This window comes from Halobiforma lacisalsi AJ5, from assembly GCF_000226975.2.
Lineage (GTDB): Archaea > Halobacteriota > Halobacteria > Halobacteriales > Natrialbaceae > Natronobacterium > Natronobacterium lacisalsi.
In genome coordinates this window covers 4,120,442-4,132,577 of sequence record NZ_CP019285.1, presented here as the reverse complement: position 1 = coordinate 4,132,577, position 12,136 = coordinate 4,120,442, and the positions used below count along the sequence as shown (strand labels likewise).

General features: G+C 65.4%; 13 protein-coding genes and 1 tRNA gene. 9 read left to right on the top strand and 5 right to left on the bottom strand.

Features of this window, described 5'->3' with window-relative positions; genetic code table 11:
• Positions 1-46: 46 nt before the first annotated feature.
• A complete protein-coding gene (locus CHINAEXTREME_RS20155; protein WP_007140426.1) occupies positions 47-1,309 on the bottom strand; it encodes a cation:proton antiporter in 1,263 nt (420 codons plus the stop codon).
• Positions 1,310-1,403: 94 nt separating this feature from the next.
• On the opposite strand from CHINAEXTREME_RS20155, the gene CHINAEXTREME_RS20150 reads away from it, so the two are divergent.
• A complete protein-coding gene (locus tag CHINAEXTREME_RS20150; RefSeq protein ID WP_007140427.1) occupies positions 1,404-2,036 on the top strand; it encodes a hypothetical protein in 633 nt (210 codons plus the stop codon).
• A gap of 257 nt (positions 2,037-2,293) precedes the next feature.
• On the opposite strand, the gene CHINAEXTREME_RS20145 is transcribed toward CHINAEXTREME_RS20150, so the two are convergent.
• The 4 genes from CHINAEXTREME_RS20145 to ribH all read right to left on the bottom strand — a co-directional run bounded on the left by CHINAEXTREME_RS20145 (position 2,294) and on the right by ribH (position 4,976).
• Positions 2,294-2,396 (bottom strand) — tRNA-Gln (locus tag CHINAEXTREME_RS20145).
• 35 nt (positions 2,397-2,431) lie between these two features.
• A complete protein-coding gene (locus CHINAEXTREME_RS20140) occupies positions 2,432-3,211 on the bottom strand; it encodes an HNH endonuclease (protein ID WP_007140428.1) in 780 nt (259 codons plus the stop codon).
• Positions 3,212-3,304: 93 nt separating this feature from the next.
• Positions 3,305-4,504, bottom strand: a complete 1,200-nt coding sequence (locus CHINAEXTREME_RS20135) for a pyridoxal phosphate-dependent aminotransferase (RefSeq protein ID WP_007140429.1) — start codon at positions 4,502-4,504, stop codon at positions 3,305-3,307.
• A gap of 49 nt (positions 4,505-4,553) precedes the next feature.
• On the bottom strand, positions 4,554-4,976 hold the full coding sequence (gene ribH, locus CHINAEXTREME_RS20130) for a 6,7-dimethyl-8-ribityllumazine synthase (protein ID WP_007140430.1): 423 nt from the start codon (positions 4,974-4,976) through the stop codon (positions 4,554-4,556).
• Between the two features lie 234 nt (positions 4,977-5,210).
• On the opposite strand from ribH, the gene CHINAEXTREME_RS20125 reads away from it, so the two are divergent.
• The 8 genes from CHINAEXTREME_RS20125 (at position 5,211) to CHINAEXTREME_RS20090 (ending at position 12,135) form a co-directional block, all read left to right on the top strand.
• The gene (locus CHINAEXTREME_RS20125) at positions 5,211-6,368 is read left to right on the top strand and encodes a 5-(carboxyamino)imidazole ribonucleotide synthase (protein ID WP_007140431.1); all 1,158 of its coding nucleotides are present in this window, start codon (positions 5,211-5,213) and stop codon (positions 6,366-6,368) included.
• A 103-nt stretch (positions 6,369-6,471) separates the two neighbouring features.
• Positions 6,472-6,783 (top strand): hypothetical protein, encoded by a 312-nt coding sequence (locus CHINAEXTREME_RS20120; protein WP_029601616.1) that lies wholly within the window; start codon positions 6,472-6,474, stop codon positions 6,781-6,783.
• 77 nt (positions 6,784-6,860) lie between these two features.
• Positions 6,861-7,508, top strand: coding sequence for an AIR carboxylase family protein (locus CHINAEXTREME_RS20115; protein WP_007140433.1), 648 nt, complete (start codon positions 6,861-6,863; stop codon positions 7,506-7,508).
• Positions 7,509-7,809: 301 nt separating this feature from the next.
• Complete coding sequence (locus CHINAEXTREME_RS20110) at positions 7,810-8,214, top strand: NADH-quinone oxidoreductase subunit A (protein WP_007140434.1); 405 nt, start codon at positions 7,810-7,812, stop codon at positions 8,212-8,214.
• Positions 8,215-8,220: 6 nt separating this feature from the next.
• Positions 8,221-8,940: an NADH-quinone oxidoreductase subunit B gene (locus CHINAEXTREME_RS20105; RefSeq protein WP_007140435.1), complete on the top strand. Its 720-nt coding sequence runs from the start codon at positions 8,221-8,223 to the stop codon at positions 8,938-8,940.
• Positions 8,937-10,604 (top strand): NADH-quinone oxidoreductase subunit D, encoded by a 1,668-nt coding sequence (locus CHINAEXTREME_RS20100; protein WP_007140436.1) that lies wholly within the window; start codon positions 8,937-8,939, stop codon positions 10,602-10,604. The genes CHINAEXTREME_RS20105 and CHINAEXTREME_RS20100 overlap by 4 nt, the downstream gene beginning before the upstream one ends.
• Positions 10,601-11,677 carry a complex I subunit 1/NuoH family protein gene (locus CHINAEXTREME_RS20095; RefSeq protein WP_007140437.1) on the top strand — a complete coding sequence of 359 codons (1,077 nt, stop codon included), beginning with the start codon at positions 10,601-10,603 and terminating at the stop codon, positions 11,675-11,677. The genes CHINAEXTREME_RS20100 and CHINAEXTREME_RS20095 overlap by 4 nt, the downstream gene beginning before the upstream one ends.
• Positions 11,674-12,135 (top strand): NuoI/complex I 23 kDa subunit family protein, encoded by a 462-nt coding sequence (locus tag CHINAEXTREME_RS20090; RefSeq protein WP_007140438.1) that lies wholly within the window; start codon positions 11,674-11,676, stop codon positions 12,133-12,135. The genes CHINAEXTREME_RS20095 and CHINAEXTREME_RS20090 overlap by 4 nt, the downstream gene beginning before the upstream one ends.
• Position 12,136: the final 1 nt, after the last annotated feature.

Genomic DNA, 12,136 nt, shown 5'->3' with positions numbered 1-12,136 from the left:
CCATTTCACGTTCTTCGGGCTAAACCCGTGACGGGCCCGAAACCGGTCACGACGACCCCGTCAACCGATCGATCACCGGCGTCGCCGTCACCCCGTGGACGACGATCGAGATCACGATCACCGCGCCGACCACCGCCCACACGAGGTCGGCGTCCGCGAACGCCCCCTCGTTCAGTCCGTGCGCGAGGTAGTAGAACGAGCCGATCCCCCGAATGCCGAAGAAGGCGATCGTCGCCCGTTCCGCCCACGCGCGCTCGAACCCGAGCATGCCGACGACCCCGGCGAACGGTCGCACCAGGAACACGATCGCCACCGCGGCGATCGCCCCCTCGACCGTCAGCGCCTCGAGCAACCCGCCGGCGATCGCCCCGCCGAACAAGAGCATGATGATCGCCATCACCGTCTGTTCCGCAAGTTCGCTGATCTCGTGGAGGGCCTCGTTGTAGTCGTGGGAGCGCTCGTAGTCCCGGATCGCCACCGCAGCGACGAAGACGGCGATGAAGCCGTAGCCGCCGGCCAGTTCCGTGATCCCGTAGACGAACAGCGTCCCGGCGATCGCCTCGAGCCCCTGAACCGAGCGGGCGATCTGCGTGTCGGGGTTCGTCAGGAAGACCGCCCACGCCGTTATCCGGCCGAGGACGACGCCCAGGAGCGCGCCGGCCGCGATCTTGTACGCGACGTCGATCAGCAGCCACTCGCCGATCCAGTTGCCGGGCGCGAGGCCGACGAGCGCGATCGCGAGCGCCAGGTTCGTGAACGGGAACGCGAACCCGTCGTTGAGCCCAGCCTCGGACGAGAGCGCGAACCTGACTTCGTCCTCTTTCCCCTCTACGTCGGCCCGGCGTTCTGACTCGTTTCCCTCACCGGGGTCCGCGACCTGCACTTCGGACGCCAGGACCGGGTCCGTCGGCGCGATGCAGGCCCCGAGCAGGATCGCCGTCGGCAGAAACAGTCCGACGTACCACCAACCCAGCAGCGCCGCGCCGGCGATCGAGAGCGGCATCGTGATGGCGAGCAGTCGCCACGTCGACGCCCAGGCGCGCAGCCCCGGGACGCGGTCGATCTTCAACCCGACCGCCATCAGCGCGACGATGACGCCGAACTCCGCGAGGCGCTCGGTCGCGTGCCCCTGCTCGAGCGGGTCCGGCGGCGGAACACCGATCGGGAGGCTGAACGCGACGATCCCGAACCCGACGAAGAACATGGGCATCGAGATGGCCCGATCGGAGACGAGTCGCGGCAACACGGCCACGCCGAACAGGACGATACCCAACAGTACCAACAATATCTCGTACAACTCGAACGCCATCGATGTCTCCCAACACACGGTAACGGCGTCCTTGAGTGCGGTGCAGGCGCTTGCAGAACCAATCCCTTTGCCCGGCGGTGGCCGAAGACGTTCCATGTACTCGAACTCGGAGTCGGAGTCGGACTCCGGATCGTTCGCACGCGGCGGGACGAGAACGACATCGACACGACGGCAATTGCTCCGCTGGGGCAGCGTTGGGGGGCTCTGGCTACTCGCCGGCTGCACGGAAGACGTCGGCGAAGAGTTCCCGTCCAACCGCAAATGGCCCGTGTCAGAACTCACGCCCTCGCTTCCCGTGCGGGAACGGACCGAAGTCCTCGAGGAACGCATCGAAGCCGTCGCCGACGAGACGATCACCGACGAGGAGGAGTTCGCGGACGCGTTCGACGACTACGCACTCGAGATCGAGTCCGTCGACCGCTCGCAGGACGTCCTCGAGGTCGAGTACGTCAACACGCGACTGTACGCGGAAGGGAACCTCCACGACATCGGGCCGATCGCGGGTGCGTTCGCTGCACTGGTCGACTCCGGGTACGACGCAGTCACGCTCGGGATAACGATCTTGGACGGCGCGCCAGCCTCGTACGGATCGGCGGAGGTCCACGCCGACTGGGCCCACCGGTACAACGACGGGGACCTCTCCGCCGCGGAGTACGGCGAACTGGTGACGACGACGCTCGAGTCGAAGCGCGATTCGCCGTCGGTCGAGGTGTCCCCCGACGAGTGAGGTCCGGGAACACTCCCTGTTTCCCGATCGGAGGAAAAGGGTCGTTCTCAATTGGGTCTCAGGCGAATTCGAACCGGGAAGGTTCGAATCCCCTCGTCTTCCGGACCCGAATCCACGAAAATATTTGCCGCTCGCGGAATTGCTCGCAGCAGAAGTAGTCCCGGGCGGATTCGAACCGCGAGGACTCGAATCCGCTCGTCCTCTGGGTTCGAACCGCCGAGGATATTTGCGCCTCACGAGGTTGTTCGGCGCAAAAGTAGTCCCGGGCGGATTCGAACCGCCGTCATGGGCTGTCTTCCGTGACGGCCGAAACCGAACACGTCCAAAGGCCCATATGATTGGCCACTACACCACGGGACTTCACTGCTCGAGTAGAGGACCGCGGCACAATAGTGTTACTTTTCGTCGTGAGGTGTAACCGTTATCGCCCCGGCTTCGGCGCGCCGATGACACCGTCGACAGAGCGCCACCACGTTTGAAAGCGTATGCGCTTCCTCGGGTCGATCGAACGATCGAACCGGCTCGAGGTGGTGAACGTCCGGATTCCGACCGATCTCCTCCCTCGTCGCGCCGCAATGCTGACACTCATGGTCGTCGCGTTCGAGGGCCCGTCGGCGCACGCGCCACCACTGCCGGCCGTACTCGATCGGACCGCCCTCCCACTGGTGATGGGCAGGACCGACGACGTGCTCCGAGAGCCACTCCCCGTAACACTCGAGCGTACAGAAGACGCCTCGCTCCCGCTTCTCGACTCGCTTCGGTCGGACCTCGAGGTCGGTCCCGCAGGCACGACACGGCTCCGTTACTCGCTCACCTTTTTCGGGGTATTTCTCCGGGAGTAGCCCGTCGGCTGCGTCGACACAGGACGGGCAGTAGACCCCATCCTTCGACGACGGGTAGTACGAAAACTCCGCCCCGCAGATCGTACAGGACGCCGTCTCCTTCGCGTCCTTCCAGTTCCCGTTGTGTTCGCCCGCGTTCGGGTCGCAGTCGTCGCAGTACGAGCGGCGGGATTTCGGGTCGTAGAACGCCGCCCCACAGCCCTTGCAGGTTCGGTTCGGGAGCGGTTCGCCGTGGACTTTGGTGTGGTGCTGGCGAACGCCCCGTTGGGTCTCGAGTTCGCGGCCGCAGGTCGGACACGTCGTTCCGACGTCGGGGTTCGTCTCCGTTCCCATCGGGGACTCGGAGCGACTGGCCTCGGGACGGTATATAAACGTCAGGACAAGGGGCCGGTTCGCAGTGGCCGATACTGGACGGCCGGTGGTCGGTTACAGGTAGCCTTCGTCGGCCAGTCGCTCGATCCCTTCCTCGAGTCGCTCCTCGCTCGCGGCATAGGAGATCCGCGCGTAGCCGGGCGTCCCGAAGGCGCTGCCGGGGACGGTGGCGACGTGGGCGTCCTCGAGTGCGCCCTCGCACCAGGCCTGATCGTCGGCTCGCGGCTGGTCGCCGCTCGCATCTTCCGCGGCGCGTAGCGCCTCGCTGTCGTCTACGGGCAGCATCATGTAGAACGCACCGTCGGGCACCGCGACGTCGACGCCGTGGTCGTCGAGCAGGTCGACGACCAGATCGCGACGCTCCTCGAAGGCTGCGACCATCTCCTCGACGGCCTCGTCGGTGTTCTCGAGGGCTTCGACGCCGGCGTGCTGGACGAAGTTCGCGGCCGACGAGACGGAGTGGCTGTGGAGTTTGCCGGCCTGGTCGATCAGGTCCTCGGGGCCGGCGAAGTAGCCCAGCCGCCAGCCGGTCATCGAGTAGGCCTTCGAGAAGCCGTTGACCGTCACGGTGCGGTCTGCCATCCCCTCGAGCGTGCCGAGGCTCGTCTGTTCGACGCCGTAGGTGATCTCCTTGTAGATCTCGTCGGAGATCACCGTCACGTCGTGTTCGACCGCCAGGTCGCGGACGCCCTCGAGCGCGGCGTCGGAGTAGACTGCGCCCGTGGGGTTCGACGGCGAGTTGACGACGAGCAGTTCGGTCTCGTCCGACACTGCGTCGGCGAGGTCATCGAGCGCGGGCTCGAGCTGGAAGTCGTGCTCCGAGAGGTCGACGCGGGAGAGCGAGCCGCCGGCCATCTTGACCATCGCCTCGTAGGAGACCCAGGCGGGGTCGAGCAGGACGACCTCGTCGCCGTCCTCGACCAGCGCCTGAACGATCTCGTACAGCGCCTGCTTCGCGCCGGGGGTGACGATGATCTCCTCGGGGCCGTGGTCGAGGCCGTCGTCGGCGAGTTTCTCGGCGATAGCCTCGCGCAGTTCGATGATGCCGGCGGAGGTGGTGTAGCCGGTGTGGCCGGCGTCGATCGCTGCTTTTCCGGCCTCGACGATGTTTTCGGGCGTCGGGAAGTCGGGTTCGCCGACGGAGAGGTCGACGACGTCGGCTCCCTCGTTTTCCAGTTCGGTCGCGAGCGCGGAGATGGCGAGCGTCGCGGACGGTTCGACTCGAGTCAAGCGGTCGGTGAAGTCCATGGTCATGGGGTAGTGTGGTGGGTCGGTAGCGGCTAGTGAGGTATTGGCAGCGGCCCTAGTCTTCGTTTTCGGCTTCGGGAAGTTCTGCGGCGAGATCGAGCGCGCCGTCGACGGCCTTCGCAGCGTTCTCGACGCGCTCGCGGGCCTCGGCGGCGGACATTCCGGGTCCGGTCACGCCGAGGGTCACGGGCGTGTCACGCTCGAGACTGACGTCGGAGAGTCGCTGTGCCGTCGCGTCGGAGATCACCTGATCGTGGTCGGTGTCGCCGGTGATCACGGTCCCGATCACGGCGACGGCATCCACCACATCGCGGCGGGCCAGCCTGTCGGCCGCGAGCGGGGCGTCGTACACGCCCGGCACGTGAACGGTGTCGTACACTTCGGCCCCTGCCTCGCTGGCGGCCTCGAGGGCGACGTCTTCCATCTGCTCGGTGATCGATCGGTTGAACTCGGCGACCACCAGTCCGAGCGTGGTCATAGGCGTGCGGTGGCAGTGACGGGTAAAAGAGATACCGTTTCGCGCGCCACGCCGCCGCGCGCCCAGGCGTCCGGGGCGTCGCTCGACGCAGCCATGGTACCGTGTCCGACCGGGAGAGCGAGGAACGATCTATTCTCGATCGTGAGTATATCGTGGGTCGTTCGAGGACGTAGTAACCACGATTGTGCTCTAAATTGAGAACCCTTAAGCGGCGGCACGGACAACTGCCGCGCGATGACAACGCTACGGACGCCGGGACCGACGATCGGGGTCGTCGGTGGCGGACAGCTCGGTCGAATGCTCGCCGAGGCGGCGGCGCCGCTGGGCGTCGAGGTGATCGTTCTCGACCCGACGCCGGACTGCCCGGCCGCGCTCGTCGCGCGCGACCAGATCGTCGCCGACTTCGACGACGAGGCCGGCATCCGGGAACTGGCCGCCCGATCGGACGTCCTCACCTTCGAGATCGAACTCGCCGACCAGAGCGTCCTCGAGCGGGTCAGCGAGAAGACCGGGACGCCGGTCCACCCGAAGCCGTCGACGCTCGAGACGATCCACGACAAACTCGTCCAGAAACGGGAACTCGAGGCGGCGGGGGTCCCGGTGCCGCCGTTCCGCGCGGTCGAGGACGCCGACGACGTCCGCGATGCGATCGACGACTACGGCGCGCCGGTCATGCTGAAGGCCCGCACCGGCGGCTACGACGGTCGCGGGAACGTGCCCGTCGAGTCCAAAGCGGAGGCCGAGGAGGCCCTCGAGTCGGTCGCCGGCCCCGCGATGGTCGAGTCGTTCGTCGACTTCGAGCGTGAGGTGTCGGTCATCGCCGTCAAGGGCGAGAACGAGACCGCCGCCTTCCCCATCGGGGAGAACGTCCACGAAGACGAGATCCTGCGGGAGACGATCGTTCCCGCGCGCTCGAGCGAGGCCGTCGAGGAGCGCGCCCGCGAGGTCGCCGAGGACGTGCTCGAGGTGATGGACGGCCGGGGAGTCTACGGCATCGAGTTGTTTGAAACCACTGACGGGAAGGTTCTCCTCAACGAGATCGCACCCCGGCCCCACAACTCCGGTCACTGGACGATCGAGGGCGCACAGAGTTCGCAGTTCGAACAGCACGTTCGTGCCGTGCTCGGGTGGCCGCTCGCGGCCACCGACCTCCGTTCGCCGACCGTCATGACGAACCTGCTTGCCGACGTCGACGAGGAGCAGGAGGCGAGACTGGGCGATATCGACCGGATCCTCGAGACGCCCGGCGCGAACCTCCACTGGTACGGCAAGCGAGAGGCTCGACCCCTGCGCAAGATGGGCCACGTGACGGTGACCGCGCGGGACGACGAGGGCGTCGCGGCGCTTCGCGACCGAGCGGTCTCGATTCGGGAGTCCGTCACGTTCGAGTGACGACTGGTCGGCTACCCGACGCGAACGTGTTCGCCCAAAACGGCCGTCTCGAGGCTCGTAGCGTGGAAAACGTTTTATGCAATATCGGGTAATGTATGGGGACATGCTCGATACGGACCACCTCCTCGAACGGCTCGCGAAGGGCCGCGGATCGGAGATCGACCTCGACCCACAGCCGACGGAAGCCGAGATTCGCGAGGTCGTACGGCGACTCAAAGCCGAGGGGCTGTGCGGCCGCCGGGTCGCCGAACACCGGCTCGTCCCGTACTTCATCTCGAACGAGGGCTACGGCCAGCGCGAACTGGAACTCCTGGAGGAGATACTCGAGGCGGAGTACGAGGGAACCGATCTCTGTCTGAAGACCCGCCGCTCCGGGTGCAGTCGCCTGCGCGGCGGCTGTCAGGGGTCGCGCTGAGCGCCGATGGCGGTCCGAGCCTGAACTGCGGGGTCGAATCACCAGCTTTCATTGCCCCCGGAGCGGAAGCCGCGCGTATGACCGCACCGGCAGTCGACGACCTGATCGACCGACTCCACGAGGAGGCGACGGCGGATCGACCGGACGAGGAGACCCCGGACGTCGGGATCGTGATGGGCAGCGACTCGGACCTCGAGACGATGATGACCGGCGGTCGCCGTCGGGGGGCCTACGACGCGTTCGTCGACGAACTCGGCTTCGCCGAACAGACCGACTACGAGAATCCGCCCGCGGAACGCTTCACGTTCGAAACCTACGTTACCTCCGCTCATCGCACGCCCGACCTGATGACGGCCTACGCCGAGACCGCCGAGGACCGCGGCCTCGAGATAATCATCGCGGGCGCAGGCGGGAAGTCCGCGGACCTGCCGAACATGACCGCGTCGATCGCGTACCCGTTGCCGGTGATCGGCGTGCCGGTCCAGGAGAAGTCCGTCGATAGCGTCATCGGGATGCCGACGGGCGCACCGCTGGTCGCCGTCGACGCGGGCAAGTCGTTCAATGCGGCGCTGTCGGCTGCCCAGATTCTCGCGCGGCGACACGACGAGGTACGAGAGCGACTGGTCGACTACCACGAGGGACTTCGGGAGAGCGTCGGTTCCGTTTCCCGGGAACTCCACGACGAGGGAACGCCGGCGTTCCGCGACCGTCGCGGTGACCAGTGATCGCCGCCCGGCGTTGGGGCGGCGTTTCGGAATCGATAATCGGTGATCGCCGCCCGGCGTTTGCCTCCAGTCGATGACGTCCCGGTGGGCGAACTCGCGGCCCCCGGGAAATCGGAAGCAGGAGTACGGACGGTGCTCGGCCCCACTCGGATTTTATTCAGTATTTCAGCTTCGATACATAGTATGATGTGATTGTTCAGGCGAGGACACCCCGCGAACCCGTCGCTTGGCACGTCACGGGCCGGAAAACGAACAATGAACCCTTATATGCGTGCGGTCTGAACCTCCGAACGTTACGGAGATGAACGACTGGATAGCGATCGGGGCGCTCGCGCTCGTGGGACTGTTGATACCGCTGGGGATGATGTCGGTATCGGCCCTCCTACGGCCGAGTGTACCCGAAACGAACAAACGTGCCACCTACGAGAGTGGCGAGGTTCCGACCGGCGGAACGCGCGTCCGCTTTAACATCCAGTACTACATGGTTGCGCTTCTGTTCCTCGTCTTCGATATCGAGACCGTCCTGCTGTTCCCGTGGGCGGTGGTGTACCTGGATGCGGTCGAGTCGGATGCCGTTTCGCTGACCGAGATCCTCGGACCGATGGTCGCGTTCGTTGCCATCCTGCTCGTCGGACTCGCGTGGGCCTGGCGCAACGGCGCAGTACAGTGGGCACAGACACCTCGTCAGGTGGAGAGCGACCGGTGATAGATCATGAGTAGCGACGAACCAGAAACACAACCACGGCAAACGATACACGACAGCACAGCGCCGTCGACGGACACCCGCGATTCCCGGATCGGTGAGGGCGTCGACGACCGCTTCAATTCGAAGCTCCGTGAGGCCTTCGGCGCATCGCCGTTCATCCTCACGAAGTTCGACGAATTCATGAACTGGGTGCGGGGGAACTCGATGTTCATGCTGCAGTTCGGGATCGCCTGCTGCAGCATCGAGATGATCCACACCTACGCGATCAAACACGACGTCGACCGCTACGGGGCGGGGGTCCCGCGTGCCTCCCCGCGGCAGGCAGACGTCATGATCGTTCCCGGCACGATCGTCTCGAAGTTCGGGCCCCGCATGAAGCGGGTGTACGACCAGATGCCCGAACCCAAGTTCGTCGTCGGGATGGGGTCGTGTACGATCTCCGGCGGCCCCTTCCAGGAAGGGTACAACGTCGTCAAAGGCGCCGAGGAGATCATCCCGATCGACATCCACGTTCCGGGCTGTCCCCCGCGACCGGAGGCGCTCATCTACGGGATCCTCAAACTGCAAGAGCGGATCCAGAACGGCGAGTCCTCGCCGGTCGTCGTCAAACCCTACGAACTCGAGCAGTTCGGGGACCTCCCGGAGGACGAACTGGTCCAGAAACTGGCCAGCGAGATCGACGAAGACGACCTCGTCATGCGGTACAACTGGGCTGATTCGCCATGAGCACGGGAATAGAGCAGACGCCGGCAGACGGAGAGACGCTCACCGAGGACGAACTCGAGGCGCTGATCGGTGATCGCGCGATCGCGCGCGACGATCACATGAACGCGCCGGGGTTCGTCGTCAACCCGGACGAGGTCCAGAGCGTCCTCTCGGATCTCAAGGAACGCGCCGGCTACGACCACCTCTCGTGTGTCACCGCACAGGAGTACGAGGACCGGTACGAGTCGATCTACCACCTCAAGAAGTACGCCGACGCGAGCGACGAGGTCAGCGTCGTCGTGCCGACGGCCAGCCACGACCCGGTCAGCGAGAGCGCCGAGCAAGTGTTCCGGACGGCTGACTGGCACGAACGCGAGGCCTACGACCTCGTCGGCATCGAGTACGCCGACCACCCGGACCTGCGGCGCATCCTGCTGCCGGAGACCTGGCAGGGCCATCCGCTTTCGAAGGGCTACGACCAGGAGAAGCCCCAGGTCGTGACCCTCTCCGAGCACGCGAACCCGCTCGAGGGCGACCACCGGGAGTCGGGCGGGGAGTCGGACACGATGTTCCTCAACATCGGTCCTCACCACCCCGCGACCCACGGCGTGCTCCACGTCGAGACGGTGCTGGACGGCGAGACGGTCGTCGACGTGGAACCCGATATCGGGTACCTCCACCGCTGCGAGGAGCAGATGTGCCAGCAGGGGACCTACCGCCACCAGATCATGCCCTACCCCGACCGCTGGGACTACGTCTCCTCGGGGCTGTTAAACGAGTGGGCCTACGCGCGGGCGATCGAGGACCTCGCGGACATCGAGGTCCCCGAGTACGCCCAGGTGATCCGGACGATGGGCGCGGAACTCTGTCGGATCGCCTCGCACATGCTCGCGCTGGGGACCTTCGCGCTGGACGTCTACGGCGAGTTCACCGCCATCTTCCAGTACACGTTCCGCGACCGCGAGGTCGTCCAGGACATCCTCGAGGACCTGACGGGCCAGCGGATGATGTTCAACTACTTCCGCGTCGGCGGGGTCGCCTGGGACCTGCCGGAACCCCGCGAGGAGTTCTTCGAGAAGACCCGGGACTTCCTCGACGAACTCCCGGCGAAGGTCGCCGAATACAACGACATGGTCACGTCGAACGAGATCTTCCAGACCCGGTGTATCGACACCGGCGTCTTAGAACCCGAGGTGGCCAAGGACTACGGCTGTACGGGCCCCGTCGCCCGCGGCTCCGGCGTCGACTACGACCTCCGTCGGGACGATCCCTACGGCTACTACGAGAACCTCGACTGGGACGTCGTCACCCGGGACGGCTGTGACAACTACGCGCGCGTCCTCACCCGCATGGAGGAGGTCGAGGAGTCGGCCAAGATCATCCAGCAGTGTCTCGACCTGCTCGAGGACTGGCCCGAGGACGACCGCGAGGTGCAGGCCAACGTGCCCCGCACCCTGAAGCCGGACGCCGACGCCGAGACCTACCGCGCAGTCGAGGCGGCCAAGGGTGAACTCGGGATCTACATCCGGTCGGACGGCACCGACAAGCCAGGCAGGTTCAAGATCCGCAGTCCGTGTTTCTCGAACCTGCAGGCGCTCGGCGAGATGGCCGAGGGCGAGTACATTCCGGACCTGGTCGCGTCGCTGGGTAGCTTAGACATCGTGCTCGGGGAGGTGGATCGATGAACGCGGCGACACCGCTCCAGAGCGATACCGTCCTGCTCCCCGAGCGAATCGGCGACCTGACCGGCCTGGCGGAGTTCGGGCTTGCGGGCGAACTGCTCGCGACGTTTATCGCCGCGTTCATCGTCGGTAACCTGATGCTCGCGATGACCGGCGTCGCAGGCCCCTGGGCGAAGCGAAAGATCACGGCCGCGTTCACGGACCGGATCGCGGTCAACCACCTCGGTCCCGGCGGCATCCTCATTATCGTCGCCGACTCGGTCCGCCTGCTGTCGAAGGAGAACATCATCCCCGAGAACGCCGACCGACCGGCCTACGACCTCGCGCCGATCGTCATCGCCGGCTCGGCGCTCCTGGGGTTTGCCGTGATCCCGATGGGCAACGGCGTTCACCTCGCCGACCCCGAGGTCGGTCTGGTCTACGTCTTCGCCGTCGCGGGAATCGCGTCGATCGGCCTGGTGATGGCCGGCTACGCGTCGGGGAACAAGTACTCGATGCTGGGCGGGTTGCGCGCGGTCGCACAGAATATCGCCTACGAGATCCCGCTCGTCGTGACCGGGATGTCGGTCGTGCTCTTTGCGGGTTCGCTGCGGATGAGCGAGATCGTCACGGCCCAGGAAGCGATACTCGTCGATCTCGGGATCGTCGCGATCCCACAGTGGTACGCGCTCGTCAACCCGTTCGCCTTCGTGTTGTTCCTGATCGCGAATTTCGCCGAGGTCGGCCGGAACCCCTTCGACATGCCGGAGGCACCGGCGGAACTGGTCGCGGGCTACCAGACCGAGTACTCCTCGGTCTACTTCGTGCTGGTCTACCTCGGGGAGTTCCTCCACATCTTCCTCGGAGGTGCGATCATCACGACGATCTTCCTCGGCGGTCCCGCCGGACCCGTACTGCCGGAGATCGTCTGGTTCATCATCAAGATCTGGGCAGTGTTCCTGCTGACCCAGTGGCTCCGCTCGGCGATCCCCCGGGTTCGAATCGACCAACTCATCGAAATCGGATGGAAGGGCCTACTGGTCCTTTCGTTCGCTAATCTCTTCCTGACCGCAGCAATCGTCGGGGTGATTCAATGATCGGACTACTCAAATCGATGGCAACGACGATGAAACACGCGCTGGACGGCTCCACCTTCACGGTGGAGTATCCGAAAACCGCTCCCGACGTCTCGCCGCGGTTCCGTGGCGTCCACAAGTGGAGTCAGGAGCGGTGCATCTGGTGTCGACAGTGCGAGAACGTCTGTCCGAACGACACCATCCAGATCGTGATGGACGACCAGCGCAACGGGGAACAGTACAACCTCCACATCGGCCAGTGTGTCTACTGCCGACTCTGCGAGGAGGTGTGCCCGACCGACGCGATCCTGCTCACCCAGAACTTCGAGTTCACCGCCGACACGAAACACGATTTCGTCTACAACAAAGAGCAGCTGAAGTCGGTCCCGTGGTACAAGGACATCGACCCGCTCGAGTCACGCGAACCCGACAGGGGCGCGTGGATCGGCGAGGGTGAAGGGGAGGTCGACTACCAGTAAC

What these genes read in the sequence shown, in the direction of transcription:
- CHINAEXTREME_RS20155 (WP_007140426.1), bottom strand. Translation starts at nt 1,309, where the DNA reads ATGGCGTTCGAGTTGTACGAGATATTGTTGGTACTGTTGGGTATCGTC.
- CHINAEXTREME_RS20150 (WP_007140427.1), top strand. Translation starts at nt 1,404, where the DNA reads ATGTACTCGAACTCGGAGTCGGAGTCGGACTCCGGATCGTTCGCACGC.
- CHINAEXTREME_RS20140 (WP_007140428.1), bottom strand. Translation starts at nt 3,211, where the DNA reads ATGGGAACGGAGACGAACCCCGACGTCGGAACGACGTGTCCGACCTGC.
- CHINAEXTREME_RS20135 (WP_007140429.1), bottom strand. Translation starts at nt 4,504, where the DNA reads ATGACCATGGACTTCACCGACCGCTTGACTCGAGTCGAACCGTCCGCG.
- ribH (WP_007140430.1), bottom strand. Translation starts at nt 4,976, where the DNA reads ATGACCACGCTCGGACTGGTGGTCGCCGAGTTCAACCGATCGATCACC.
- CHINAEXTREME_RS20125 (WP_007140431.1), top strand. Translation starts at nt 5,211, where the DNA reads ATGACAACGCTACGGACGCCGGGACCGACGATCGGGGTCGTCGGTGGC.
- CHINAEXTREME_RS20120 (WP_029601616.1), top strand. Translation starts at nt 6,472, where the DNA reads ATGCTCGATACGGACCACCTCCTCGAACGGCTCGCGAAGGGCCGCGGA.
- CHINAEXTREME_RS20115 (WP_007140433.1), top strand. Translation starts at nt 6,861, where the DNA reads ATGACCGCACCGGCAGTCGACGACCTGATCGACCGACTCCACGAGGAG.
- CHINAEXTREME_RS20110 (WP_007140434.1), top strand. Translation starts at nt 7,810, where the DNA reads ATGAACGACTGGATAGCGATCGGGGCGCTCGCGCTCGTGGGACTGTTG.
- CHINAEXTREME_RS20105 (WP_007140435.1), top strand. Translation starts at nt 8,221, where the DNA reads ATGAGTAGCGACGAACCAGAAACACAACCACGGCAAACGATACACGAC.
- CHINAEXTREME_RS20100 (WP_007140436.1), top strand. Translation starts at nt 8,937, where the DNA reads ATGAGCACGGGAATAGAGCAGACGCCGGCAGACGGAGAGACGCTCACC.
- CHINAEXTREME_RS20095 (WP_007140437.1), top strand. Translation starts at nt 10,601, where the DNA reads ATGAACGCGGCGACACCGCTCCAGAGCGATACCGTCCTGCTCCCCGAG.
- CHINAEXTREME_RS20090 (WP_007140438.1), top strand. Translation starts at nt 11,674, where the DNA reads ATGATCGGACTACTCAAATCGATGGCAACGACGATGAAACACGCGCTG.